Origin of the sequence: Synechococcus sp. W65.1 (assembly GCF_047461615.1) — a bacterium.
Lineage (GTDB): Bacteria > Cyanobacteriota > Cyanobacteriia > Thermostichales > Thermostichaceae > Thermostichus.
The window spans coordinates 47,337-73,091 of sequence record NZ_JANSHI010000012.1; the positions used below are offsets into that span (position 1 = coordinate 47,337).

23 protein-coding genes and 1 tRNA gene are annotated in these 25,755 nt (G+C 60.8%); 12 read left to right on the forward strand and 12 right to left on the reverse strand.

Annotated elements, in window-relative coordinates:
- Positions 1-44: 44 nt before the first annotated feature.
- The 3 genes from NW806_RS08040 (at position 45) to NW806_RS08050 (ending at position 6,187) form a co-directional block, all read left to right on the forward strand.
- Positions 45-1,250: an HhoA/HhoB/HtrA family serine endopeptidase gene (locus NW806_RS08040; RefSeq protein WP_414410696.1), complete on the forward strand. Its 1,206-nt coding sequence runs from the start codon at positions 45-47 to the stop codon at positions 1,248-1,250.
- Between the two features lie 72 nt (positions 1,251-1,322).
- Entirely contained in the window at positions 1,323-2,900 is a 1,578-nt protein-coding gene (locus tag NW806_RS08045; protein WP_414410697.1) for a serine/threonine-protein kinase, read from the forward strand.
- Between the two features lie 497 nt (positions 2,901-3,397).
- Positions 3,398-6,187 carry a cation-transporting P-type ATPase gene (locus tag NW806_RS08050; RefSeq protein WP_414410698.1) on the forward strand — a complete coding sequence of 930 codons (2,790 nt, stop codon included), beginning with the start codon at positions 3,398-3,400 and terminating at the stop codon, positions 6,185-6,187.
- A 214-nt stretch (positions 6,188-6,401) separates the two neighbouring features.
- Here NW806_RS08050 and NW806_RS08055 read toward each other — a convergent pair whose 3' ends face one another.
- The gene (locus NW806_RS08055; protein WP_414410699.1) at positions 6,402-7,331 is read right to left on the reverse strand and encodes a TIGR01777 family oxidoreductase; all 930 of its coding nucleotides are present in this window, start codon (positions 7,329-7,331) and stop codon (positions 6,402-6,404) included.
- 197 nt (positions 7,332-7,528) lie between these two features.
- On the opposite strand from NW806_RS08055, the gene NW806_RS08060 reads away from it, so the two are divergent.
- On the forward strand, positions 7,529-8,086 hold the full coding sequence (locus NW806_RS08060) for a hypothetical protein (protein WP_414410700.1): 558 nt from the start codon (positions 7,529-7,531) through the stop codon (positions 8,084-8,086).
- Here NW806_RS08060 and hemB read toward each other — a convergent pair whose 3' ends face one another.
- The gene (hemB, locus tag NW806_RS08065) at positions 8,087-9,073 is read right to left on the reverse strand and encodes a porphobilinogen synthase (protein WP_414410701.1); all 987 of its coding nucleotides are present in this window, start codon (positions 9,071-9,073) and stop codon (positions 8,087-8,089) included. It lies immediately after the preceding gene.
- Entirely contained in the window at positions 9,070-10,047 is a 978-nt protein-coding gene (locus NW806_RS08070; protein ID WP_414410702.1) for a lysophospholipase, read from the reverse strand. Before NW806_RS08070 ends, hemB begins: the two co-directional genes overlap by 4 nt.
- 333 nt (positions 10,048-10,380) lie before the next feature.
- On the opposite strand from NW806_RS08070, the gene NW806_RS08075 reads away from it, so the two are divergent.
- Positions 10,381-10,497: a photosystem II reaction center protein I gene (locus tag NW806_RS08075; protein WP_414362630.1), complete on the forward strand. Its 117-nt coding sequence runs from the start codon at positions 10,381-10,383 to the stop codon at positions 10,495-10,497.
- A gap of 72 nt (positions 10,498-10,569) precedes the next feature.
- Here NW806_RS08075 and NW806_RS08080 read toward each other — a convergent pair whose 3' ends face one another.
- Positions 10,570-11,010, reverse strand: coding sequence for a hypothetical protein (locus NW806_RS08080; protein WP_414410703.1), 441 nt, complete (start codon positions 11,008-11,010; stop codon positions 10,570-10,572).
- Between the two features lie 112 nt (positions 11,011-11,122).
- Positions 11,123-11,701 carry a biotin transporter BioY gene (locus NW806_RS08085; protein ID WP_414410724.1) on the reverse strand — a complete coding sequence of 193 codons (579 nt, stop codon included), beginning with the start codon at positions 11,699-11,701 and terminating at the stop codon, positions 11,123-11,125.
- 76 nt (positions 11,702-11,777) lie between these two features.
- Here NW806_RS08085 and hisN point away from each other — a divergent pair, with 76 nt between their 5' ends.
- Positions 11,778-12,629: a histidinol-phosphatase gene (hisN, locus tag NW806_RS08090; RefSeq protein ID WP_414410704.1), complete on the forward strand. Its 852-nt coding sequence runs from the start codon at positions 11,778-11,780 to the stop codon at positions 12,627-12,629.
- A 69-nt stretch (positions 12,630-12,698) separates the two neighbouring features.
- Here the strand turns inward: hisN and NW806_RS08095 are convergent.
- The 4 genes from NW806_RS08095 to NW806_RS08110 form a co-directional block, all read right to left on the reverse strand.
- A tRNA-Gly gene (locus NW806_RS08095) sits at positions 12,699-12,769 on the reverse strand.
- An 84-nt stretch (positions 12,770-12,853) separates the two neighbouring features.
- A complete protein-coding gene (locus tag NW806_RS08100) occupies positions 12,854-13,297 on the reverse strand; it encodes a 2TM domain-containing protein (protein ID WP_414392943.1) in 444 nt (147 codons plus the stop codon).
- Between the two features lie 76 nt (positions 13,298-13,373).
- Complete coding sequence (locus tag NW806_RS08105; protein ID WP_414410705.1) at positions 13,374-13,937, reverse strand: SRPBCC family protein; 564 nt, start codon at positions 13,935-13,937, stop codon at positions 13,374-13,376.
- Positions 13,938-14,029: 92 nt separating this feature from the next.
- Positions 14,030-14,275 carry a hypothetical protein gene (locus NW806_RS08110; RefSeq protein ID WP_414410706.1) on the reverse strand — a complete coding sequence of 82 codons (246 nt, stop codon included), beginning with the start codon at positions 14,273-14,275 and terminating at the stop codon, positions 14,030-14,032.
- A 165-nt stretch (positions 14,276-14,440) separates the two neighbouring features.
- Here NW806_RS08110 and lpxA point away from each other — a divergent pair, with 165 nt between their 5' ends.
- The gene (gene lpxA, locus NW806_RS08115; RefSeq protein WP_414410707.1) at positions 14,441-15,385 is read left to right on the forward strand and encodes an acyl-ACP--UDP-N-acetylglucosamine O-acyltransferase; all 945 of its coding nucleotides are present in this window, start codon (positions 14,441-14,443) and stop codon (positions 15,383-15,385) included.
- Positions 15,382-16,590 carry a lipid-A-disaccharide synthase gene (lpxB, locus tag NW806_RS08120; protein WP_414410708.1) on the forward strand — a complete coding sequence of 403 codons (1,209 nt, stop codon included), beginning with the start codon at positions 15,382-15,384 and terminating at the stop codon, positions 16,588-16,590. The genes lpxA and lpxB overlap by 4 nt, the downstream gene beginning before the upstream one ends.
- Here lpxB and NW806_RS08125 read toward each other — a convergent pair.
- Together NW806_RS08125 and NW806_RS08130 are read right to left on the reverse strand one after the other, a co-directional pair.
- Positions 16,587-17,633: a DUF1611 domain-containing protein gene (locus NW806_RS08125; protein ID WP_414410709.1), complete on the reverse strand. Its 1,047-nt coding sequence runs from the start codon at positions 17,631-17,633 to the stop codon at positions 16,587-16,589. The genes lpxB and NW806_RS08125 overlap by 4 nt on opposite strands.
- A gap of 4 nt (positions 17,634-17,637) precedes the next feature.
- A complete protein-coding gene (locus tag NW806_RS08130) occupies positions 17,638-18,690 on the reverse strand; it encodes a dipeptide epimerase (RefSeq protein WP_414410710.1) in 1,053 nt (350 codons plus the stop codon).
- 154 nt (positions 18,691-18,844) lie between these two features.
- Between NW806_RS08130 and NW806_RS08135 the strand changes: the two genes are divergently transcribed.
- From NW806_RS08135 to NW806_RS08150, 4 genes are all read left to right on the forward strand, one after another.
- Positions 18,845-20,905 carry a GspE/PulE family protein gene (locus NW806_RS08135; protein ID WP_414410711.1) on the forward strand — a complete coding sequence of 687 codons (2,061 nt, stop codon included), beginning with the start codon at positions 18,845-18,847 and terminating at the stop codon, positions 20,903-20,905.
- Positions 20,906-20,964: 59 nt separating this feature from the next.
- Positions 20,965-22,107: a type IV pilus twitching motility protein PilT gene (locus NW806_RS08140; RefSeq protein WP_414410712.1), complete on the forward strand. Its 1,143-nt coding sequence runs from the start codon at positions 20,965-20,967 to the stop codon at positions 22,105-22,107.
- 157 nt (positions 22,108-22,264) lie between these two features.
- Positions 22,265-23,491 (forward strand): type II secretion system F family protein, encoded by a 1,227-nt coding sequence (locus tag NW806_RS08145; protein ID WP_414410713.1) that lies wholly within the window; start codon positions 22,265-22,267, stop codon positions 23,489-23,491.
- Between the two features lie 66 nt (positions 23,492-23,557).
- On the forward strand, positions 23,558-25,189 hold the full coding sequence (locus tag NW806_RS08150) for an alpha-D-glucose phosphate-specific phosphoglucomutase (protein ID WP_414410714.1): 1,632 nt from the start codon (positions 23,558-23,560) through the stop codon (positions 25,187-25,189).
- Between the two features lie 69 nt (positions 25,190-25,258).
- On the opposite strand, the gene NW806_RS08155 is transcribed toward NW806_RS08150, so the two are convergent.
- Positions 25,259-25,720: an HHL1-like protein gene (locus NW806_RS08155; protein WP_414410715.1), complete on the reverse strand. Its 462-nt coding sequence runs from the start codon at positions 25,718-25,720 to the stop codon at positions 25,259-25,261.
- Positions 25,721-25,755: the final 35 nt, after the last annotated feature.

The window sequence follows — 25,755 nt, forward strand, 5'->3', positions numbered from 1 at the left end:
TGCATTCGTTTTCTTGGCAATAGGGCTTAGCTGTGGGAGGGATCATGGCGCGGCTTTTACGGCAAACACTTCTGGCAATGGCTTTGTTTAGCGGCGGCCTCGCCTACGGAGTTTGGCTGTCGTCGCCAAGGGGGCAGGAGTGGCTGCAGCAAACTCCCCTTGCCTCTTGGTCGCAGCGGACCAGTGAGGGGGTGGGATCCCTTCTGCCTCGCCCCGAGGCTGCCAATTCTGCTGCTCCTGCTGACGCCGTCCGGCCCTCCAATTTTATTGCCGCGGTTGCCCAAAAGGTGGGGCCGGCAGTGGTGCGCATCGACGCCACCCGCACCGTGGCCAGCCCCCTTGATCCTGAGCTGTTTAACCAGCCCTTCTTCCCGCAACTGCCGCAAGAGTTCCAGCAGGAAGGCACCGGATCCGGATTCATCATCGACGCCGACGGCTTGATCCTCACCAATGCCCACGTGGTGGAGGGTAGCGAGCGGGTTAGGGTGCATCTGCTCGATGGGCGCACTTTTGAAGGGAAAGTCAAAGGCTCAGACCCGGTGACCGACATCGCGGTGATCCAGATCGAGGGAGAAAATCTGCCCACGGTGACCCTGGGCAACTCTGACCAGGTGCGGCCAGGAGACTGGGCCATTGCCATTGGCAACCCACTGGGCCTGGACAACACGGTAACGGTGGGGATCATCAGTGCTGTCGGACGCTCCTCTGGGCAAATTGGGGCTGCCAACAAGCGGGTGACCTTCCTGCAAACCGACGCTGCCATCAACCCTGGCAACTCTGGCGGTCCCTTGCTGGATGCGGAAGGTCGGGTTATTGGGGTGAATACGGCCATTTTCCAGCGGGCTCAGGGTGTTGGCTTTGCCATTCCCATCAACCGCGCCATGGAAATTGCCGAGCGGCTGATCCGCGACGGCCGGGTGGAGCACGCCTTCCTGGGTATTCGCATGATTACCCTCAACCCCGATTTGGTAGCCCGCCTCAACCGTGACCCAGCGCGGCTCAGCCCGCTGACGGTGCAGGAAGGGGTGTTGATTGGGGAGGTGGTTCCGGGCTCGCCGGCTGAGCAAGTTGGCCTGCGCGAAGGGGATGTCATTGTCGAGATCGACGGCCAACCTATTCGCGACGCCGAGCAGGTGCAGCAGTTGGTGGATGCCGCCGGCGTGGGCAAGACCCTGACGCTGCGGGTCATCCGCGATGGACAAGTGCGCATCTTCCAGGTGAAAACGGGGGTGCTGCCCCCAGACTTCTAGGGAGCTTTCCAAGCCCTCAAGTCATTGATCCCCGTAACAGAATGACTCTAGGAGCGGGGAAGAGGGGTGCGCATGGCTTGGACAGTTGGCGAAACATTGCAGGGGGGGTGCTACCGCATTGAGGCTGTTTTGGGGGAAGGGGGCTTCGGCATCACCTACCGGGCCTGGGATAGCGTTCGCGCCGAGCAGGTGGTTATCAAGGTCTTGAGCGACAGCCTCCGCAAGGATCCAGACTATCCTCGCTTTCAGCAAAACTTCATGAACGAGGCGCTGCAACTGGCCCGCTGCCGTCACCCCCACGTGGTGAAGGTGGAGGAGGTCATTTGGGAGCGGGATTGTTGGTGCATTGTGATGGAGTACGTTCGCGGCCAGACGCTGCACCAGCTTCTGCAGCAAAAGGGGCCGTTGCCCCTGCCAGAGGCTCTGCGCCTGACGCGCGAGGTGGGATCTGCCCTCATGTGCTTGCACGAACAGGGGATCCTGCACCGCGATGTAAAGCCCGCCAACATCCTGGTGCGGGAGGGATCCGGCCAGGCCGTGTTGATCGACTTCGGGCTAGCGCGGACTTATAGGCAGGGGCTCATCCAACGCCACACCTCCTACGGCACCGATGGCTATGCTCCCTTAGAGCAGTACGACAGCCTGCGCCGCCGCGGGGCTTTTACCGATGTCTACGCCTTGGCTGCTACCCTCTACACCATGCTGACAGGGATGGTGCCCCTCTGTGCGCCGGTGCGGGCCACAGGTCGGCAGTTGGATCCTCCCCGCCGCCTCAACCCCAGCATTCCTGAAGATGTGGAGGCTGCTATCCTCAAAGGGATGGCCCTCTACCCCGAAGACCGCCCGCAAACGGTAGCTGAGTGGCTGGCCCTGCTGCCGGCAGAGTCAGCCCTGCAAGAGAAGCAGCCAGCTACCTTTGAGCCTGCCATCCGCACCCAAGAACTGCGGGAACTGGAACAGCTTCTGGCCCAGCAGCAACCCCAAGATGAGCTGGAGCAGCTCCTGGCCAACCACTCCGCAGAAGAGCTGGAGCAAATGGTGGCACTCCCCACCCCTGCCCCAACAAAAGGGGAGGCGGGATCCAGAGCCCTGATTTTCCCTGAGGTTTCTCGAGAGGGATCCCTGCCTGCAACTCTCCCCTGGCCAGACTGGGTGGGAGAAGCGGCGCCTGCCCTGCAAGGGCTGTGGGATCGGCTGCGGGCCGGCCAGTGGGGGGAAGCTGATCGGTGGACGACAGCTTTGATGCTCAAACTCAGTGGGTGCTCCCAGGTAGGCTTTTTCGACCCCAAGGATGTTGAGGCTTTCCCCTGCCCCATGTTGCGGCTCATCGACCAACTCTGGATGCAGGCCAGCCATGGGCGCTTTGGCTTTACTGTCCAGAAGCAGCTCTGGCAGGAGTGTGACTTGGAGGGAAGAGGAGGGCTTAGTTCGAGATCCTTCTCAGCTTTGCCCCGCGAAGAGTGCATGGGAGAAAGAGTCGGCTGGTGGGTGCAGGGCCGCTGGCTGGGGTACGAGGAGCTTAAAACCAACCTGGAAGCGCCCAAGGGCCATCTGCCGGTGGGCTTTTTCTGGGGCTACTCAGGAGGAGTGCGCGCGGCCCTACTGATGCTAGATCGAGCGGTGCTGAAAAAGTTCAAAGCTTGCCTGTAAATAGAGCATCCCTCTTGGGGAGAAGGGCTGGGGGGTAAGGCAACAGGTGCACTTTGGCTAGCTACATGGAGTAGCGCTCCCGCTAGAGGAAATGAGAGGGCCAGCTTCCCGTCGTAGGCAAACTCTGCTATGGTCAGGGGACAGCAGGTGTAGCTGTCATGGCAAGCTGGCAGGGGCTTGGACTGCATGGCTGCTGAGAGGTCTTCCGCTAGCACCGGCGCCTGCTTGCGGACTGCGGCTGCCGTTTTGGAAGTCGGCAGGGAAGAGGCATCCCCCAAAGCAAACACATTGGGATAGCGGGGGTGTTCCACGCCCACTTGTCCACCTCCACTCATCCTCCAGGGGCGGCCAAGAGGCTGCGCTTGACGCTTGCCTCAGGGTTGGAGGGAGCCGCTTGGGGAGCGTCTTGCTGGGAAGGGGCAGACGGCATCCGCTAGGCTGTCAGAGAGAAGGGCGGAAAGCCCCTCCTACTGTTGTGTTGTGGTGGCTCACCGATCATGGCAAGATCTTCATCTCCCGAGCCGCTCTCGGTCATTGCCTGGCATGCTCTGCCAGAGGAGCAGGCCATCCAGAAACTTTTCGGAGAGGAGCTGTCTTTAGCAGGGCTGTTGGAAAAGGGCCTCTCTCAAGCCGAGGTGGCCCGGCGGCAGCAGCAATATGGCCCCAATGAGCTGAAGGCCAAGGCAGCTACCCCGGCCTGGCTTAAGTTCCTGCAGCAGTTTAACCAGTCGTTGCTCTACATCCTGCTGGTGGCCGGGGCAATCAAGGCGTTCCTGGGATCCTGGCGCAACGCCATCGTGATCTGGGCGGTGGTGGTGATCAACGCCCTCATCAGCTACATCCAAGAGTCCAAAGCGGAGGAGGCCATTGCTGCCCTGGCCAAGTCGGTGGCCACTGAAGTCACCGTGATGCGGGAGGGGCAGAAAGTGCGGGTGCCCTCACGGGAGCTGGTGCCGGGGGATGTGGTGCTCTTGAGCTCGGGAGACCGGGTGCCCGCCGACCTGCGCCTGGTGAGCGTGCGCAACTTGCGGGTGGACGAATCGGCCCTCACGGGAGAATCGGTGCCGGTGGAAAAACGGCTGGGATCCCTCCCCGAAGACACGCCGTTGGCCGAGCGCCAGAACATGGCCTACGCCGGCAGCTTCGTGACCTTTGGCCAAGGGGCGGGGGTGGTGGTGGCCATCGGTAACCAGACCCAAACAGGCCGCATCTCCAAGCTGATCGAGGAAAGGGGATCCCTGCAAACTCCCCTGACACGTAAGTTTGAGGCGTTCAGCCTGACTTTGCTGAAAATTATCCTCACCTTGGCTGCGCTTACTTTTCTGGTGGGGCTGGTGCAGGGCCAAGCGGCAGCGACTGTCTTTGAGGCGGCGGTGGCGCTGGCGGTGAGTGCTATCCCCGAAGGGTTGCCGGCAGTAGTTACCGTAACCCTGGCCATTGGGGTTTCCCGTATGGCCCGACGCCATGCGATTATCCGCAAGTTGCCGGCGGTAGAAACTCTAGGCAGCGCCACGGTGATTTGCTCGGACAAAACCGGCACCCTTACAGAAAACCAGATGACGGTGCAGGCCATCTACGCCGGCTCCCAGCTCTACCGGGTTACCGGCAGCGGCTACAGCCCCCAGGGCCAGATCCTGTTCCAGGCGGCTGATTCCCCCATCGAAATCCATCAATTGCCTGCTCTTGAGGCTTGCCTCGTAGCTGGCTGCCTCTGCAACGACACCCGCCTCCAACCCAAGGACAAGGGCCAGTGGGAGGTGGTAGGGGATCCCACCGAGGCGGCTCTGCTTGTGGCGGCTCAGAAAGGGGGCTTGGATCGAGAAGATCTGCAGCGCTGCCGCCCTCGCCTAGATACCCTCCCCTTTGAATCCCAGTTTCAGTACATGGCTACCTTACACAGGGTGGGGCCGGAGGAGCATTGCATTTACGTCAAGGGATCCGCAGAAGCTCTCTTGCCGCGCTGCTGCAGCCAGATGGGATCCCAAGGGGAGATCCAGCCCTTGGAGGCAGAGCCGATTCGCCAGCAGGTGGAGGCCTTGGCGCGGCAGGGGCTGCGAGTTCTGGCCTTTGCCCAAAAAACCGTCCCCAGCAGCCAAACTCAGGTGGATCACTCAGATCTAGAGGAAGGGCTGATTTTCTTGGGCTTGCAGGGGATGATTGATCCGCCGCGGCCGGAGGCCATTGCCGCCGTGCGCGCCTGCCAGAGCGCCGGGATCCAGGTGAAGATGATTACCGGCGACCATGTGCTCACCGCCCAAGCCATTGCCGAGCAGATGGGGCTGGGGGGTGGCAAACCGGTGAAAGCCTACAGCGGCCGGGATCTGGAGCAGCTCGGCCCAGAGGAGTTTGTTACCGCCGCCAACGAGGGATCTGTCTTTGCGCGGGTGGCCCCGGAGCAAAAGCTGCGCCTGGTGGAAGCTCTGCAGTCCCAGGGCCATATCGTGGCCATGACTGGCGATGGAGTTAACGACGCCCCGGCCTTGAAGCAGGCGGACGTGGGGATCGCCATGGGAAGGGGTGGCACCGAAGTGGCCAAAGCCGCCGCCGACATGATCTTGACCGATGACAACTTTGCCTCCATCAAGGCCGCCGTCGAAGAAGGGCGCACCGTTTACAACAACCTGCTCAAGGCCATCGCCTTCATTCTGCCGGTGAACGGAGGGGAGTCAATGACCCTTCTCCTCAGCGTCCTCCTCAACCGCAAACTGCCCATTTTGGCCATCCAGGTGTTGTGGCTCAACATGATCAACTCCATCACCATGACGGTGCCTCTCTCCTTTGAGCCCAGCACGGGGCGGGAGATGACCCAACCACCGCGGGATCCCGACGCCAATTTGCTTTCTCCCCAGCTGCTGCAGCGCATTCTGCTGGTTTCAGCCTTTAACTGGCTCTTGATCTTCGGGGTTTTTGAATACATCGAACAAACCACCAGCAACCTCAACCTGGCCCGCAGCATGGCCATTCAGGCGCTGGTGATTGGGCGCATCTTCTACTTGCTCAGCCTCAGCCAGGCTATCCCTACCCTCTTGGGCCGCGGGCGCGCCAGCCAGTTGGAACGCCACGAACGCCTGATGGATGTGGCGGCTATCACCATCGGCATTGGAGCGGCCATCCTGCTGCAGATCCTCTTCAGCCAATGGAGCCTGTTCAACACTCTCTTCGACACGGCACCGCTAGCTTGGGAGCAGTGGGGCTTCTGCTTGGTGGTGAGCCTGCCAATGATTGTGGTGGCAGCACTGGCCAACCGGCTAGATCCGGGAGGAGTCTCGCTGGCCCGCTCCCGCTAGCTGGCTCTTTCCAACTCCAGAGGAGACCAAGGGGGTGCCTTCAGCAGGCTTGGCGGGATCCCTGTTGGGGAAAAGCTAAACGCCGCTTCTATATCCGAGAGGCCTTTCGGAGGGCGCAGCGGTGTCTGGATTTTTGCCCGCAGGGATCCAAAGGAGCTTCCCCACAATTCTCCGCTGCTGGAGCAGTGGTGGGTTTGGCCATCTTCGACTGCGCTTAGCGGTTGACCTGGGGGATGAGGAGTTGCCGCAAGGCTTCTTTGAGGTGGGGATATTGGAAGGTGAACCCCAGCTGCAGCGCGGCTTGGGGGATCACCTTCTGCCCCGTTAGAACCACCTGAGCTGCTTCGCCCAGCAGCAGTTCTAAGGCTAGGGCTGGCACTGGCAGCCACGAGGGGCGGGCCAAAACTTGCCCCAACGTGCGGCAGAACTCTTCCATTGGCACTGGGTTAGGGGCAGTGGCGTTGAAGACGCCGGATCCCTGCTGCAGCAGGAAGCAGACTAGACTCACCCAGTCGTCGCGGTGGATCCAGGAGACCCACTGCTTGCCAGAGCCAATGGGGCCGCCGAGGAAGAACTGAAAGGGGGCAAGCATTTGACCCAGGGCTCCTCCATCGGGCCCTAGGACAATCCCCGTGCGCAGGATGGCCAAGCGGATCCCCAGCTCCTCAGCCGGGCGGGCAGCCGCTTCCCAGGCCTGACAGACTTCTGCCAAAAAGCCCTGGCCAGGGGGATCTGTCTCCGTCAGGGGCTCTCCTTCGGGTCGGGATCCGTAGTAGCCCACCGCCGAGCTGCTGATCAGCACCTGGGGCTTCTGGCCAAGGGAGGCGAGGGCTTGGACGAGGGCCTGGGCGGTCTCCACGCGGCTGCGGCGGATCTCTCTTTTCTTAGCTTCCGTCCAGCGGGAAGAAGCCAGGGGTTCTCCGGCCAAGTTGACGACTGCCTCGTACCCTTCCAGAGCTGAGGCCCAGCTTTGCGGTTGATAGGGATCGTACCCCAGCAGCTTGAGGTTGGAGGAGGCTCCCAGAACGCGGCGGGCCTGCTCAGGGCGGCGGCTCAAAACCAACACCTCATCTCCTCGCTCCAGCAGGTGGGCCACCAAGCGGCGCCCGATAAAGCCACTCCCACCCGTAACCGCTATGCGCATAGGCGGATCCCGACTCCTTGCATTCCCCCTGTCGAACCTCTAGCCTAGCGCGTCTGCGGTTTACCCCGCCTCCGCCGCGCTGAGTTGGCGCTAAAAGACAGAAAAGTCGTGGGCCAGCCCCTGACATGCTCGGAAAAATCGGCTTCAATAAGCCCTAGCTGCGCTTCCTGGTAGCAGCGGTGGTTCTTTACCTCCTTATGGCACCCAAGTCTGCTTCCCGCACTCTGGCTCGCTCCTTGCCTCTACAGGTGGAGCAAGTTGCTGGGCCTAGACTGCGCCTTTCCAGTCCCTCCCAGGGATCCTTAGCTCGGGTGCGGGGGCAGGGAACGCTAGCTGCCAACCGACGGACGATCCCTGTCCGGCCTTCTAGAACCTCGCCCCGACTGCGGAGACGGCCAGAGCCTCAAGCTTGGGAACTGCTCTGTCGCATCGGAGTGAATCTCCTGTTTACGGCGGCTGCCCTGGGCGGTCTGTACCGCCTTTTGCCTGTACAACTAGCCCAGCATCACCGTCTAAAGGTTTTGGAGCAGAACCTCGAAGTCCTCTCAGCGCGAATCTCGCGGCTGCGGGAGGAGTTGGATCGCGGCATGGATCCCTTGCAGCAGCAGGCCCTCATTAGGGAACGCCTCAACCGAGTGCCGCCGGATCAAATCCAGGTGCGCCTGGTGGATCCCAGCGCTCTAGTAGCCGACACGGAGAAAGAGGTGCCTCTTGCCTGGATTGGACAATCTCCCCAGTTGTCTAGAAGGCCCTAGCTAGGACTGCCGCAAAAGCAGGGCCGCCTCCTTGGCGAAGTAGGTGAGGATCATGTCAGCGCCGGCTCGCTTCATGGCCAAGAGCGATTCCATCATCACTTTCTTGCCGTCGATCCAGCCCTTTTGCTCGGCAGCCTTAATCATGGCGTATTCGCCGCTAACGTTGTAGGCAGCCACAGGCAGATTTGTTGCTTCCTTAACCCGATAGATGATGTCCAGGTAGGCCAAAGCCGGCTTCACCATCACCATGTCCGCCCCTTCCGCCTCGTCCAGCTCCACTTCTCTGAGGGCCTCGCGGGCGTTGGCGGGATCCATCTGATAAGTTTTCTTGTCCCCCCACTTGGGCGCAGATCCCAGGGCATCGCGGAAAGGGCCGTAGAAGGCAGAGGCATACTTGGCCGAGTAGGCCAGGATGGCCACGTCGGTGTAGCCTTGCTCGTCCAGGGCCTCGCGAATGGCGCCGACGCGACCGTCCATCATGTCGGAGGGGGCAACAATATCGGTTCCCGCTTCCGCTTGCGAGAGGGCCTGCTTAACCAGCACCTCCACTGTCTCGTCGTTGAGGATCACCCCGTCCCGCACGATGCCGTCGTGGCCCTCGCTGCTGTAGGGATCCAAGGCCACATCCGTTATCACCAGGATCTCGGGGATTTCCTGCTTGAGCCGCCGCACCGCCCGCTGGATCAACCCTTCTGGGTTAAAGGACTCCCGCCCCGTGGGATCCTTTTTCTCTTCCGGCACCACTGGGAAGAGAGCCACCGCAGGGATCCCCAAGTTGGCTGCTTCCTCCACCTCCTTCAGGAGCAGATCCAGAGTGTAGCGGTAGCAGCCGGGCATGGATTCCACTTCCTGCCGCTGGTTCTCTCCCTCCATAACAAACAGCGGGTAGATGAGATCCTGCACCCGCAGGTGGGTTTCCTGAACCAGTTGGCGAAGGGCCTCAGTGCGCCGCAGCCGGCGGGGACGGTAGATCAGGTCTTGGCTCATGGGAGCAAGCAGAAAGAGGGCCCCTCTATTTTGCCACGAAGGCCTAAGCGGCAGGGAAAGTGCCGATCCAGCCACTGGCAGAGAGTCTCCTGGACGGCTTCGGCCTGGCAGTCGTGTAAAAGGTCGTGGCGTGAGCAGGAGAAATCGTAGATCTCTCCCTGGGGCAGCCGGCGGGCAAACTCCACGGCGCCGGCAGGGTTGACGACGATATCGGCGGAGGTGTAGAGCACCAGAACCGGCAGCTCCAGGCGGTGGGCCTGCTCAAGGCAGCGCTGCCCGCTACGCACCAACTCCGCCGTAAACCGGGCCCGGGTAACGCCACACACGTAAGGATCTGCAGCCAAGACCGCCTGCTGCTCCGGTAGGGAAGTCACCCGCACCGGCTCGTAGAGGCCAGTCAGGGCCAACTGGGGCAAAACCTTGTCCAAAACCTGCAGAAGACCCCAGGTAAAGCGGTTGAAATAGTGGTCGATACGAAAGGCAGGGGAGATGAGGATCAGCCCCTGCACTTGGTCGGGGTGAGCGAGCGCGTATTCCGTAGCCCAATTGGCCCCTGCGCTGTACCCGCACCAGACTTGGAGGATCCCTGGCTGGGGCCAAACTTGCTCGACGATTGCCTCTAGATCCGCCCGGTACTGACCAAAGTGATCGATCCAACAGCGGATGCCATCTGAGCGTCCAAATCCCCGCATGTCAGGCGCCAAAACCTCCCAGCCCCGGGCCACTAGTTCTTCCGCCAAGGGGCCAAACCCGCCGCTGTGATCCCCTTTGCCGTGCAACAGCAACACCCGCCCGCGCGGGGATCCCGGTGACCAGTGGCGGAGAAAAACCGCAGTGCCGTCCGAAAGCTGCAGTTCCCGGGATCGATAGATCTCTTGAGGCGACGGAGGTCTCGTCTGACTTGGCGGCCGCTCTTCTGGAGCCTCCCAGTAGCCTGACTGACGACCTGGATGACTGGACAAGTCGAAGGGCATAGGCAGATGAGATACCAGCCGGCAAAGCCGTAGATCCCATTTTCCCACTCCCCTGTCGCTGAGCGACTGCCATGTTGCTTTTCGCTTTAAAACATTTCTTAACGATTTCGCCTCTTGCCGGGGATCCGTGTCAGGTCAAGCTTTCTGCTTTTTCCGGGAGCAGGGGGGAAAGAGTTTTCGGGTTAAAAAGAGGCGCTGGGGAGGTATGATCCTGTGAAGAAGTTTTGCCAAGCCTCAAGTTGACGGGATCCCGTCGCTACGGCTTCTCCTTTCCCTTGAGCATTGCTCTACTGCTTGTCAGCTTTGTCTAGTTGGAAATGGGTTGTTGAAACTATGCTGTTACTGAAAATCTCAGTTTACGCAGTGGTGATCTTTTTTGTCGGGCTGTTTGTCTTTGGCTTCTTGAGCAACGATCCGGCCCGTAACCCCAACCGTCGGGATTTGGAGTGAGGGAACCTTGAGGGGGTGCCCAACGCATCCCCGCTGCGGTAGCTTTCAACCCAACACGGCGGCCCGGCTTGCCTACGGCAGCGCTGTGATGAGCAGGGTTTGGGATCCAGAGCGATTCTGCTGGTCAAAGGCGGTGATGCGGAACTGCCAAACGCCGGCAGGATCGCCAGGAGCAACCCGGAAGTCGGTGTTGAAGCTACAGAAAGTAGCACCTGGGCTACAGCCAACCTGCTGCGGGCTAAAGGCTTCTCTTTGCACGCGCGCGCCAAGCGGGTTAAAGGTTTCCAGTTCCACAAACTGGGTTGAGCGGGCACCGCCGGGCACACTGACCTGTATCGTAAAGGCGGGGGTGGAAGTGCCCACCCGCACAGAGGTAGGCGGATTGATGAAAGAAACGGTTGGGCTCTGGGGTGGGATGAGGATCGATCCCCCAGGGCTACTACCACTGCTGCAGGCGGTCAACGCCGTAGCCAAAAGGCCCGTGGCCGCAAGAGTCAGAGCAGCGCGCTGCATCTTTTCGTCTCCCTACAAAGCCTTTGCAGAAACCTGCTGAACCCCTTGCCCTGCAGCAAGCCCGCTTCTGGATCACCCTTTTTTCCCGTCCCAGCCATAGAGAGTCTTTGCGCTAAAGCAGCAGCAAGCGCCGCAGGATTAGGGCTATGACGGCAGCGAAGCTAACCACGATGAGCTGTCCTGGCAGGGTATAGCCGGAGTAGAGCCGAAGCAACTTCAGCAACTCTCTATCCCAAGGCTGGGTAGCCAAGAGATAGATGATCCCGGTCAGGTGAACCAGGGCCAGGGCCACCAAACTCGCGGCGGCCAAATCCTGCAGACGCACCGGCGCAGAGATGCTGGGCAGCAGGTAGGGGTTGCGGCGAGGGAGAAGGGAAGTAGGCAGCAGGTGGGGATCCCTTTGTCGAAAGGCCATCGTCCCGCAGGCCCAGGCCGCAGGCAAAAACCCGAGCAAATAGCCAAAGGCGGGCTGGTACAGGTACTGCCACCCCCCTCCCTGGGCAAACACCTGCAGCCCTGCCAATCCCAAGCCTAGATAGACAAGCTGGGCGCACACTGCCGCCACCGGTCCCGCCAGACAGGCCGTTAGCAGCATGCCGCCGATTTGCAGGGAAAAGCTATATCCTCCCACCCCTGGCCACTGAGGCGGCAAGCTCACCTGGGTTAGGGTGCCCAAAATGGTCAAGATCACTCCAATTGCGGTCCAGAGCCATTCCAGAGGGGTTAACAGTCGGCCAGCACGCATAGCCGAGGGAAAATCTTTCCCTATGCTAGGAGAGAACACCGACGAGGTAGGCAAGAGAGTGGTTAAGCCAGAGTGGATTGCCTTGGCCCAGGCTCTAGCCGACGCAGCCGGAGCGGTGATCCGGCCTCTGTTTCGCGGGGAGCTGCAGGCCGAGTACAAAGAGGCTAGATCCCCTATCGTAACGATAGCCGACCGGGAAGCAGAACGGGCAATGCGGGCGTTGCTGGCCGCCCACGTGCCGGAGCACAACGTCCTTGGCGAGGAGTTTGGCTTCCACCAGACCGGATCCCCTTATACCTGGGTTTTGGATCCCTTGGATGGCACCATCGCCTTTTCCACTGGCAAGCCCACCTTCGCCACCTTGATCGCCCTTTTAGAAGAAGATCGTCCCATCTTGGGCATCATCGATCAGCCGGTGTTGCGCGAGCGCTGGGTGGGGGTGCAGGGACAACCAACCCGCTGGATAACCCCTTCCACCCAACAGCTTAGTCGCAGCAAAGCCACCACCGACCTCAGCCGCGCCTCTTTGAGCTGTACCACTCCTGATTTGTTTGCTCAGCCAGACCAGCAGCAGCGCTTTCAGCAGCTCAGCCGTTTGGTTCACATCACCTCCTACGGCGGCGACGGCTACCAGTACGGCCTCTTGGCCAGCGGCTACATCGATCTGGTGATGGAGTGCGGCCTCGCCCTCTACGACTTTGCTGCTCTTGTGCCCGTGATCGAGGGATCCGGCGGCGTGATTACCGATTGGTCGGGGGATCCCTTAACCCGCACTTCTAGAGGAGAAGTGTTGGCGGCGGCCAACCCGACGCTCCATCGACAGGCCTTGGCTGCTATTCAAGAGAGAGGCAAACCTCACCCCTCCCTTAGCTAAGCCCTCAGTCAGGCCTCCCCAACCTAGGGGCTGGGTTGCAGCCTGGATCTCTAAAAGATCTTGAGTACAAGCGGGCGAACGGAATCGAACCGTCAACAGCAGTTTGGAAGACTGCGGTTTTACCATTAAACTACGCCCGCACAGGTGTTTGCTTCTGCCCAACAATAATAGCACCTGGCGAGGGTACCCCCTCAAGAGGCTTCCCTTCAAAGACAAGAGGTGTCTCATCGACGCTGGAGCTGCTTTTGGCGTTTTTTCTGCCACTGCCGAAACTCTTTTTCGTAGCGTTCCCCTTCCGTCTGGTAGGTGCTCCAGCCCTTGAGGGCAACAGCCAGGCCCCAGCCCATCAGTATAAACAGCGACCAAGACAGCCCTCCGCCGGAGAGCCAATCCAAGCCTACTAGGAAGCTGTTGACAATGGCATACCGCCCCAGCAATTGGTAAAACTGCCGCTGGCGGTAGCGTTGAAACTCACGCCGTTGGTTGGTTAGTTGCTGCCAGGCTCTCCATTCCCGCTCGGCCTCCTCCAGCTCTTGGGGGGAGATCCCCAGCTCGGCGGCCATCTCCTCCAGTTGCGAGCGGGTAAACTCACCAAGGCGCGGCTGGCGAGCGATGGCCCGCTGCAGGATCTGCTGCACGTCCTCTTGGCTGTAGCGGGATCTGGACATTTGACGATAGGAAACCTGACGACTCTTAGTTTAGGGCAGGCAGACTTGGCAGCTCCCCAATCCCAGCCAAGGGTAGCTAGGGAGAAGATCCCCATAGACTTAGGCAGCGCTCCCGAATGGCCTGCAGGTTGAGGGCGAGATCGCGGCGGATGCGCCGTTCTACTAGGCCAACTGGCATGCGGCGCGGCGGTTGCACCTGCAGGTGGTAGGTGAGCAGGGTCTGCTGCTCTAGCCAGTCGGCTAGCTCCCAAAACCCCTCGAAGATGAGGAAATCCCCTTCTACTTCTTGAAAGCGCAGTTGGTGGGGAAACACTTCCTCGATAGCCAGCACCACCGCTGCAGAAAACCGGGCAAACAGAACTTGCTGGGATCCCACTTGACGCACCAGTTTGCGGCCATTCTGGCTGCCGAGGAGGCGACTTTCCACCAGGTTAGGAATAAACTCCGCCAGATGGTCGTAGTCGGTTAAAACCTGCCAGACCTGCCGGCGCTCTACTGGGATCAAGATGCGGCCTTGCACTTGGCGGCGGCGCTCCCCCAAGTCTTCTACCTCTACCTCAATGTCTGAGAACTCCCTCCCGCTAAAGAGAGCAGGAGCTTCTAGGTGATCCTGGGGATCCCGGTCAAAACTGGAAGGCATGGCAAGAAAAGGGTTGAAAACTAAGGCAGGGGCTGCTAGCCCCTCAACAGGCTGAGTTCCCCTGCTGGAGCATTGTATAGGGGATAACGATCCTAAGAAAGAAGAGCCCGGAACCAACTCAGGATTACCTGCCAAACTTGGTCGAGGAGGGCAAAGGGATCTCGCAGCTCCTGGAGCACCTGCCGCGGGCCGATTCTAAAGACCACGTACAAAACGGCTAGGAGGATCACGATCCCCACCGCTGTCCAGATGGCCTCTCGAACTACCCGCACCCAGAAGACCAGCATAAAAATGGCGATGGCTACAGCGGCAACCAGCGGCAGTGTCTCCAGTACCATCGTGCTTTCCCCCCTAGCTCAGTTTTGGCCTCTGAGGATCAGCCGAGCCGTCCTTGTTTTCCCAATCAAGAGTACAATCGAGCCATGCAGCGCCTGCAAGCAGCCTGAGTGAGCTGGGGAGAAGAAAGAGTTGGGAGCGTTGCTCCAGTTGCTGGCTAGTTGGAGATGAGTGTGTTGGCTTCAGCAGGATCCCCTCCCGACTTCGCAAGTGTGCCGCACTGCTCACGGCAGCGGATTCACCCCACTGCGGTGATCCATCCCAAGGCTGAGTTGCACGAGACGGTGCAGGTGGGCCCCTATGCCGTTATTGGCGAACATGTGCGCATTGGTGCCAACACCGTGGTGGGGGCCCATGTGGTGATCGAGGGCTGGACCGAGATTGGTGAGGACAACCAGATTTTTCCAGGAGCGGTGCTGGGCACAGAGCCGCAGGACCTAAAGTACAACGGCGCACCCTCGCAGCTGGTCATTGGCAGGGGCAATCGCATTCGGGAGTTTGTCACCATTAACCGAGCCACCAACGAGGGAGAGGCGACGATAATTGGCGACTACAACCTGTTGATGGCCTATGTCCATGTCGCCCACAACTGCGTTATCGAAAATCAAGTGGTGATCACCAACGCGGTTTCCCTGGCTGGCCACATTCACATCGAGTCCCAGGCGCGCATCGGCGGCATGGTCGGGATCCACCAGTTTACCCGGGTAGGGCGCCTGGCCATGGTGGGGGCGATGAGTCGGGTGGATCGCGATGTTCCACCCTACCTGTTGGTGGAGGGGCATCCAGCCCGCATTCGTGGCCTCAACTTGGTGGGGCTGCGGCGAGCCAAGGGGATGGAGGGATCCCTGCCGGCCTTGCGCCAGGCCTACCGGCTGCTCTACCGCTCTGGATTGCCCTTGGAAAAGGCGCTGCAAACGCTGCGGGAGAGCCTGCGAACCGAGAACGGGCAGAGCATCCTCTCCCTAGAGGGGAAAGAGCTGGTGGACGAGACGGGATCCCTGCTACACCTGCTGCAATTTTTGGAAGATTCCCTTTCCCAGCCGCAACGGCGTGGTCCTCTGCCTGCCTTGCGTCGCAGCAAAGATGATGCTGAGGACGGGGACGACCTGTGAGCCATCTGTTTGTCTGCACCGGCGAAGTCTCCGGGGATCTGCAGGCTGGCCATCTCATCCGCGAGCTGCTGCGCCAGCGTCCGCACCTGCGCATCACGGCAGTTGGGGGAGAGGAGATGGTTGCTGCTGGAGCCCGGCTGCTGCACCGCACAACTGAAATTGGCTCCATCGGTATTCTGGAGGCCCTTCCCTTCGTCCTCCCTGCGCTGTGGGCGGAGTGGAAGATCCGCCGCTTCCTAGAGCAAGATCCACCAGATCTAGCCATCCTGGTAGACTACATCGGCGTCAACAGCCGCGTGGCTTCTCTGTTGCAGCGGCGGCGTATCCCTGCTGTCTACTACATTGCCCCCCAGGAATGGGTGTGGTCGCCCAGCAGCCGCCTCACCTACCGCCTAGCCCAGCAAATGCGGCTGATGGTGGCCATTTTCCCCGAGGAGGCCCGCTACTACGCCGCAGCAGGTGCCCGGGTTTGCTATGTCGGCCACCCCCTGCTGGATATTTTGGCAAGTGTCCCCGGTCGTGCGCAGGCCAGGGCGGAGTTGGGGATCCCGGAGGAGGCTACGGTGGTGGCGCTGCTGCCCGCCTCCCGCCGTCAGGAGTTGCGCTCAGTTTTGCCTATCCTGCTTCAGGCAGCGCGGCTGCTGCGGGCTCGTCTGCCCCAGGTGCAGTTTTGGGCGCCGCTGGCCTCGCCCCATTTTGCTGCCCCAATTGCCCGAGCCGCCCGCCGCTATGGGCTGGACGATCTCACCCTTTTCCTGCCTCGCCCTTCCCCTCCAAAGGCCCATCACCTGCTTTTGGCGGCTGCGGACCTAGTGTTGGCCAAGTCGGGCACCGTCAACCTGGAGGCAGCCATCTTGGGGATCCCGCAAGTGGTGATCTACCGCCTCAACCCGCTCACCCTTTGGCTAGCCCGCCATTGGCTAAAGGTGTCGGTGCCCTTTATGGCTCCCCCCAATTTGGTGCTTATGCGTCCCATTGTGCCGGAGCTGCTCCAGGAGGAGGCCCAGCCGGAACGGATTGCCCAACTGGCGCTGGAGCTGCTGACCCGGCCCGAGCGCCGCGCCCAACTGCAGGCTGACTACGCCGCCATGCGGGCAGCTCTGGGGGAGCCAGGAGTTCTGGCCCGCGCGGCCAAGGCCATTTTGGAAGTGCTCGACAGCGAGACCAGCTCCAAGGAAGCTCAGGCTCCGAGCGCTCTAGGCTAGCCTGCCGAGAGAATGGCGTCCAACAAAGGATCGGCCCCAAAGCGCACCACATCGGTACAGGGCCGGCCCGTCTCTGCTTCCACCTGGCGGATCTGGGCCAGGGCCGCTTCCTCTTCCCAACCGAAGGTATTGAGGGCTACCCCCACCACCGGTGCAGGGGCAAAGGCGCCAGCGGCCGCAGCCACTTGTTCGTAAAGCTCGATCACCTTAGGCAAGGGAGGAATGGGCACCTCGTCCATCCCCTTGATGTGGGTCTGCCCAGCTCGGTGCACCAGGATGAGATGGGTAGGCTGGGATCCCCTTAGCAGAGGCAGGGTGGCGGTGGAAGCGGGGTTGAGCAGGGATCCCTGACCCTCAATGTGCAGAATGTCGTGGTCGAAGCCATAGCGCAACACCAATTGCTCCACAGCGCCGCTGGCGTAGTCCACCCGAACTGCATCCAGAGGCACCCCCTCGCCACTGATGAGGATCCCCGTCTGGCCGGTGGCCAAGAAACGAGAACGCAGGCCGCGTTTTAGGCTGGCCCGGTGCAGCTCCAAACTGGTGGACATTTTGCCGACGGCCATGTCGGTGCCCACCGTCAGTACCCGCCGACAGGGGAGAGAGCGAGCTAGACCTCTCCCTACTCCCAGACCAGGAGGTTCGCGGCGAATGTCCCAGATCCAGGCTCCCGGCTGCAGCCACTGCCGCAACTGGGCATCTTCCGCTAGGGGGGTGTGCAGCCCGTTTGCTAAAGACAAGCCGGCTTGCAGGGCTTGGCAGAGCTCCTCCCGCCACTCCGGGGGCAGCTGGCCGCCGGAAGGAGCGATCCCAATCACCAACACCTCGGGGCCGTAAACCAGCGCCTCTTGCACCGAGGCTACGATGGGAATGTCTTTGGCAATGCCCGTGAGTTGGGCCAGGGATCTCCCCGCCTGCTCCCGATCGATGACGGCCACCACTGGAAAAGGCCCATAGCGCAATAGCCCCAGCCCTGTTTTGCCGTACTCTCCTGCTAGGCCGCCGTGGAGCAGGATGGCCACCCGAGTTTGGCTGGAGAGCATGGTCCTACTCCCGCAACTCCACCCCTAGGCCGGGTCGGTCGGTGGGGATGAGACAGCCCTCCTGCACCAGAGCCCCGGAGAAGGGATCGTCGACGAGATTGAGGTGGCTGTCTAAGTCCACGTAGTCCGCTAGCGGCGCCAAGTGGGCCGCTGCCGTGTTGCCCAAAGCGGTGTTGCTGTAGCAGCCCAGCATCACCTGTAGCCCATGGGCTCTGGCTGTGTGGATCATGCGCCAGGCTTCGCTAAGGCCGCCACACTTCATGAGCTTAATGTTGATGCCATGAACCCGATCCGCCAGGGCAGGAATGTCGCGGCTGTCAAAACAACTCTCATCCACAAAGATGGGCAGCTTCGACTCATGCCACAGGGTGATTAGCTTCGCCTCCTGGCCCCTCTCCAGGGGCTGCTCCAAGTAGCTCACCCCCTGCCCCGCCAGCCAATTGCTCATGCTCAGGCTTTGCTCCAGTGTCCAAGCCCCATTGGCATCCACTGTAATCAGAGATCCCAGCGGGATCACCTCCTGCACGGCAATGAGCTGGTTTTGATCGGCCATTAGGCCCAGTTCGCTGCCCAGCTTGATCTTAAAGGCCCGCGCCTGTTGGATCTGTTCCATCCAAGCCAGAGCCCGCTGGCGCGCCTCCTGAGGGGTGGAGAGGCCGATGGTTAGGGTCGTGGGCGGAATGCGGGAGCGATCTAGGCCCCACAGCTGCCAGAGGGGCCTCCCCAGTCGCTTGCCCATCCAGTCGTGCAGGGCCATGTCCACCGCCGCCCGCACTGCCGAGGGGATCCCGGCCTGCAGCAGTTCCGCCTCGACGGCCTGCCGCTCCCAGGGGGAATAGCGGCGTAGGATCCCTTTAGCCACCTCCAAACCCGCCAAGATGTCCTCCAAAGTCTGGTAGCAGTCCTCGCTCACCGAGAAGGGGCAAGCCTCCCCCCAGCCCTCGATCCCCTCCTCTTCAACGCGCACCCAGGCCAAAGTGGCCTCTGTATAGGTGCCGCGGCTAAGGGTGAGGGCATAGCGCTTGTGAACAGTGAAGGGCTCAACGTAAAGCCGCATGAGCAGTCTTAGAGATAAGGTGGGTCGACTTTCTCCCTTCTAGATTTCCATCAGGTTGCAGAGTCGGGCCCGTGAGGTCTCCTGCCCCTACCGTTGACCTGGGGGGTCAACTACAGTCAATATGGACACATCGTGCGTGCCCCAGCTACTGCTTATGAGCGATCTTCCTCCCCCCTTGACCTCCCGTCGCAGCAGCGTGAGCAAGGCCTTAGCGATTGCCAATGCCAGCATCACCCCCTTTGGACGCAAGCTAAAAGAGCTGGGCTTTGCCGACGATAAGCAAATCCAAGACATTCAAAATGCCCTCAAAGCGGATCGAGAGGGCGGCAGCAAAGTTTTGGCCCTGGCGGTCAAGAACATTGTAGGCAAGGAGCTCACACCTGACCTGGAGCGGGCCTACAAGCGGCAGCAGCTTTTTGAGCTCAAGGTTATCTACGGGATCCCCTCCCTCGACACCGACCTGGAGCCGGTGGATCTCGCGGAGATGAGCGAGCTCATTGAGTCGCTCTTGCCCCTTGATATCTGCAACCGCTATAAGTTCTTGCCCATTCGCCGCCAAGACAACCAGGTCGTGGTGGCAATGGTCAAGCCGGACAACCTGCAGGCGCTAGACGACATTCAGCGGCGCTTCCGCATCCAAGGGCTAAAGCTGCAGCGGCGGGTCTTCACCCAGCAGGATTTCGAGACCCTGATCAACCGCTACATGGATGCGCAGGCGGAACTGCTGGCCACTAAGGGTATCAACGACGTGGTTGCCCCTGCCCAAGAAGAAGAGGTGGTAGTCAACCCGGCTGAGCTTGATCTGGACAGCATCGAGGGTACTGCCGTCGACGAGGAGGTTGGCGAGGGATCCCTGGAGGAGCAGGTCAAATCGGCAGACGATGCCCCGATCATCAAATTGGCCAACCAAATCCTGATCAAGGCCCTGCAGGAACGGGCATCTGACATCCACATCGAGCCGCAGGAAGAAAACCTGCGCATTCGCTTCCGCAAGGACGGGGTGCTGCGGCAGGCTTTTGAGAACTTCCCCAAAAAGATCATTCCTGCTCTTACCGCTCGATTCAAGATCATGGCCAACCTGAACATTGCCGAGCGGCGCCTGCCTCAGGACGGGCGCATTCGGCGGATGTTCAAAGGGCGCAAGGTGGACTTCCGCGTTAGCACCCTGCCCTCGCGCTATGGGGAAAAGATTGTCCTGCGCATCCTGGATAACTCCGCCACTCAACTGGGCTTGGATAAGCTGATCACCGACCCAGAGACCCTTGCCAGCTTCAAGGAGGTTGTGAGGAGACCCTTTGGTCTAATCCTGGTAACCGGGCCCACTGGATCCGGGAAAACCACCACCCTCTACTCGGCCCTGGCGGAGCTAAATGATCCAGGCATCAACATCAGCACCGCCGAGGATCCCATCGAGTACACCCTGCCGGGGATCACCCAGGTGCAGGTTCTCCGGGAGAAGGGCATGGACTTTGCTATGATCCTACGCGCTTTTCTGCGGCAGGACCCGGATGTCATCCTGGTGGGGGAAACCCGCGACCACGAGACGGCCAAAACCGCCATCGAAGCCTCCCTCACCGGTCACCTGGTGTTGACTACCCTGCACACCAACGATGCCCCCAGTGCCATCGCCCGCCTGACGGAGATGGGGATCGAGCCGTTTATGATCTCCAGTTCCCTACTGGGGGTGTTGGCCCAGCGCCTGCTGCGGCGGGTATGTCCTGAGTGTCGGATCCCGTACCACCCTACCCCTGAGGAGCTGGCCCGCTATGGCCTTAGCCTCAGCGGCGACAACGAACAGCTGACCTTCTACAAAGCCAACAAGCTCTCCCCCAAAGAGGTAGAACAGCGCAAGGCCACCGGCAAGCCCATCTGTGAGAACTGCGGGGGCGTGGGCTACAAAGGCCGGGTGGGGGTGTACGAGTTCATGCGCATGAACGACCGCTTGGCTGAGTTGATCAACAAGGGGGCTCCCACCGAGGTGCTTAGGGAGGCGGCAGTTGAAAGCGGCATGAAGACCCTGTTGGCCTATAGCCTGATGCTGGTGAAGCAGGGGCTAACCACGCTAGAGGAGGTGGATCGAGTTGTCCTCACCGACAAAGGCTTGGAAACCGAGCTGAAGGCTCGTGCCAAGGCCCTCAGCACCTGCCGCAACTGCGGTGCTGCCCTGCGGGTGGAGTGGATGGATTGCCCGTACTGCTTGACGCCGAAGTTTTAGTTTGACTCTTGTCAGCTTCACCGGAGCAACTCACGCCATTGATTGGAGAGGGAAGTCCTATGAAACAACTGATGATCGAAGACCTGATGGAAGAAATCATCCGGAGGGGCGGTTCCGATATCCACATCTCAGCCGGCTTGCCTCCCTACTTCCGCATCAATGGCCGCCTAGAGCCGACGGAGCACGATCCTCTTACCCCTGAGGAGGTGCAGCGGCTCATTTTCAGCATGTTGAACAACACCCAGCGAAAACAATTGGAGCAGAACTGGGAGTTGGACTGCTCTTACGGCGTGCGCGGGATCGGGCGCTTCCGGGTCAACGTCTATCGCGAACGGGGCAGCTATGCCTGTGCTATGCGAGCTCTGGCCTCGGAAATCCCCAGCATTGAAAAGCTGGGCCTGCCCGACATCTGCAAGGAAGTTGCGCGACTGCCGCGGGGCCTGGTGCTGGTAACGGGACCAACGGGATCCGGCAAATCCACCACTTTGGCCGCTATCATCGACTTCATCAACCGCGAGCGAGCTGAGCACATCCTCACCATTGAGGATCCCATTGAGTATATCTACACCCCCATCCGCAGCATCATCCACCAGCGGCAGTTGGGCGAAGACACCAAGAGCTTTGCCAATGCCCTGCGGGCGGCGATGCGGGAAGATCCGGATGTGATTTTGATTGGGGAGATGCGGGATCTGGAGACCATCCAGTTGGCCATCACCGCCGCCGAAACCGGACACCTCTGCTTTGCCACGGTGCACACCAGCTCGGCTGCCCAGACGGTGGATCGCCTAGTAGACGTGTTCCCGCCAGAGCAACAGCAGCAGATCCGCGTGCAGCTTTCCAACTCCCTCAAGGCTGTCTTCTCGCAAACTTTGGCCCGCCGCCTCAACCCCAAGCCAGGGGAGCCAGGCCGGGTGCTGGTGCAGGAGATCATGGTGGTCACCCCAGCCATCGCCAACCTCATTCGGGAGGGCAAGACGGCCCAGATCTACTCGGCCATCCAGACGGGCGGCAAGCAGGGCATGAAGACCCTGGAGCAGGATCTAGCCAACCTCTACCTGCAGGGCAAGATTGACTTCGAGACGGCCATGTCCAAGACCTCTCGTCCTGAGGAGTTGCAGCGGCTTTTGGGCAACGTCGTCGGGCCTTCCCCAGCCGCGGCAGTTCAACAGCAGCGGCCAGCAGCGGCTGCTGTCCGTCGCTAGAGATCCCTGCCTGGAAGTTCCCCGCCAACCTCTGGCCGCCGGCCTCATCTGCAGCTAAGCTCTAGCTGGGGGAGAGTGGCGGTTTGGCTAAGGTTGCAAAACTAGGCCAAGGGATCCCACTCCGGAGTTTTAGCAAGCATCCAAGCAGGGGTAAGCCATGCCGCGCTACAAGGTTCGGGGGTTAAAGGCCGGTCAGCCGGTACGCCTGACGGTGGTGGCCAACAACTTGACCGAGGCTCGTGCACGGCTGCGCCGCGAGGGGATTTTCGCCAAACCGGAGGACATTCAGGAGGAGAAGCCCTTTTTCTCCCTGGATACGTCTTTCGGTTTCTCGATGCTGCGGTCCATCGACATTCGCGACAAGGCGGTGTTCTCCCGGCAATTTGCTGCTCTCATCAACGCCGGCGTGTCGATGGTTCGCTCTCTCACCATCATGGAGGAGCAGACTGGCAACCCCAAGCTCAAAAAATACCTGAGGGCCATCCGTGCAGAGGTGGAGGCCGGGAAAAACCTCTCCGACTCCATCCGCCCCTATCCAGATGCTTTCGACAGCCTCTACTGCAGCATGGTGCAGGCAGGGGAAGTGGGCGGCGTGCTCGATGAGGTGCTCAACCGCCTGGCCAAGCTGCTGGAGGACATGGATCGCCTGCAGAAGCAGATCAAGTCGGCCATGACCTACCCAGTGGTGGTAACCATCTTGGCCGTCTTGATCTTCTTGGGCATGGTGCTCTTCATTTTGCCCACTTTTGAGAGCATCTACAACGACTTGGGGGGGGAGCTGCCTGGCTTTACTCAGTTTTTCATCAACGTCAGCAAGTTCCTACGCACACCCCAGTACAGCTTGGGCCTAGTGGGCTTTCTGGTGATGGTCTTTTTTGCCTTTCGCCGCTTCTACCGCACCCCGGCTGGCAAGGAGACCATCGACGCGCTGGCCCTGAAACTGCCGATCTTTGGAGATCTGGTCCAGAAATCGGCGGTGGCCCGATTCTGCCGCACCTTTGGCGCTCTCACCCGCTCTGGCGTGCCGGTGCTGACTGCCTTGGAAATTGTGCGGGACACCTCAGGCAACCAGGTGGTGGCCAACGCCATCGACGCCGCTCGCCAATCCATCTCGGAGGGGGGGCAGATCGCCCCTGCCCTAGATAAGGCCAAGGTGTTTCCCCTGATGGCCATTCAGATGATCAGCGTCGGCGAGGAGACGGGGGAGCTGGATGCCATGCTGATGAAGACAGCCGACTTCTACGAGCTGGAAGTGGAGGAGGCGGTGCGCGCCCTGACCAGCTTGCTTGAGCCTTTGATGATTGTGTTCTTGGGTGGTATGGTGGGCTGCATCATTGTGGCCATGTACCTGCCCATGTTCAACGTCTTCGAGCTAGTGAAGTAGCAGGTTCAGGTACCGCTCTGGCCAAGTTCTGCCTCGAGGAATGGGATAGTTTCGCCAGCCTAGGGTATGAGCGTCCGCACGGTCACCACTGCCCCCTTCCCTGACCAAAAACCTGGCACTTCCGGCCTGCGCAAGCCGGTACAGGTGTTCCAGCAGCCCCACTACCTGGAGAACTTTGTCCAATCCATCTTTGACGTCCTCGAGGGATCTGCCGGCCAAACCCTGGTGGTTGGGGGAGATGGCCGCTACTACAACCGAGAGGCTATCCAGATCCTGCTCAAGATGGCGGCAGCCAACGGCATTGGGCGGGTGTTGGTAGGTCAAGGGGGGATCCTCTCCACGCCAGCGGTCTCCTGCCTCATCCGCAAATACGGAGCTTACGGCGGCATCATCCTCTCAGCCAGCCACAACCCCGGCGGTCCGCAAGGAGACTTTGGCATCAAGTACAACATCGGCAACGGCGGCCCCGCCCCGGAGAAGGTGACCGAGGCCATCTACGCCCGCACCCAGCGGATCCGCGAGTACCGCATCCTAGAGGCCCCGGACGTGAATCTGGATCGCCTGGGGGAGCAACGGCTGGGATCCCTGACGGTCTGCGTCATCGACCCTGTGGCCGACTATCTGGATCTAATGCAGCGTCTATTCGATTTTGATGCCATTCGCGACTACCTGGCTTCTGGGGTTCGCATCGCCTTCGACGCCATGCACGCCGTCACTGGCCCCTATGCCCACGCCATTCTGGAGAAAGCTCTAGGAGCGCCCCAGGGCAGTGTCCTTAACGGCCAGCCGCTGCCGGATTTTGGCGGCCTCCACCCAGATCCCAACCTGGTGCACGCCCGCGCCCTGGTGGAGCTGCTGTTTCGGGAGGATGGGCCGGATTTCGGCGCTGCCTCCGACGGGGATGGGGATCGCAACATGATCCTGGGCCGCCAGTTCTACGTAACTCCTAGCGATAGCCTGGCAGTGTTGGCTGCCAACGCCCACTGGGTGCCCGGCTACCGGGAGGGGCTGGCCGGGATCGCCCGCTCCATGCCCACCAGCCAGGCGGCAGACCGAGTGGCGGCCAAGCTGGGGATCCCTTGCTACGAAACCCCTACGGGCTGGAAATTTTTCGGCAACCTCCTGGATGCCGGCAAAGTCACCCTCTGCGGCGAGGAGAGCTTCGGCACCGGCTCCAACCACATCCGCGAAAAAGATGGCCTCTGGGCTGTTCTCTTTTGGCTCAACATCCTCGCCGTGCGGCGGCAGTCGGTGCGGCAGATTGTGGAAGAGCACTGGCGCACCTACGGACGCAACTTCTACTCCCGCCACGACTACGAGGGGCTGCCGGTGGAGGTGGCCGAGGAGCTGATGGAGCACTTGCGGCGCTCTGGGTCCGGCTGGGTGGGACAGCGCTTTGGCGCGCAGACGGTGGCCTATGCCGATGACTTCAGCTACACCGATCCCGTAGACGGCAGCACCAGCCGCCACCAAGGGATCCGCATCGGCTTTGAGGATGGCTCGCGCATCGTCTATCGCCTCTCTGGCACCGGCACCCACGGCGCCACCCTGCGGGTGTACTTGGAGCGGTTTGAGCCAGATCCCAGGCGGCAGGGTTTGGATCCCCAGGCGGCTCTGGCCGAGCTGATCCAACTAGCGGATCACTTTGCCCAAATCCGCGCCCGCACTGGTCGGCAGCAGCCGGACGTCGTCACCTAGCTCTCCCCAAGGGCTGTGCTTCTTTTGCTCCCCCAGCCCTTCCTGCGACAGGGAGCACATTTGCCACACCTAGCCTTTCTTGGAGGTTTGGGTAGCTCTTTTGCCCAGGCCCAGCCACCTGCGCACCTTGTCCACCCAAAGCTGAAAGGGCGAAGGCTGGGGTCGGACTGCCACCTGAATAGGTTCGTCCTGAAACTCTTTGTCTTTGAGGCGAAAGCCAAATTCCAGCTCGTCTTTAACTTTGCCAAGACGGGGAAAGAGGCGGACGGCTGCTTTTTTAAGCTCTTCCTCGTTTTGGAAGATGGCCTGGTGGATGGCGCTGGAGCGACTGACCGCCAGGGATCCCACAGGCAGCCAAGGGTTGGGTTTGCCGGGCTCAGCCTGGCGGCGCCGGGCAAAAATGGCAAACTCCGGCATTCCTTTGGCTTTCAGCTCGTCGTAGCGTTTGGCTGCTTCCTTGCGCTTGGCGGCTTTGGTCTTTGCTGCCTGTTTTTCGGGCTGCGAGGGGCTAAAACCCTTGGGCTGAGGCATACCTCGCCTACGGAAAGGTGGGCTCTTGCAGCTTA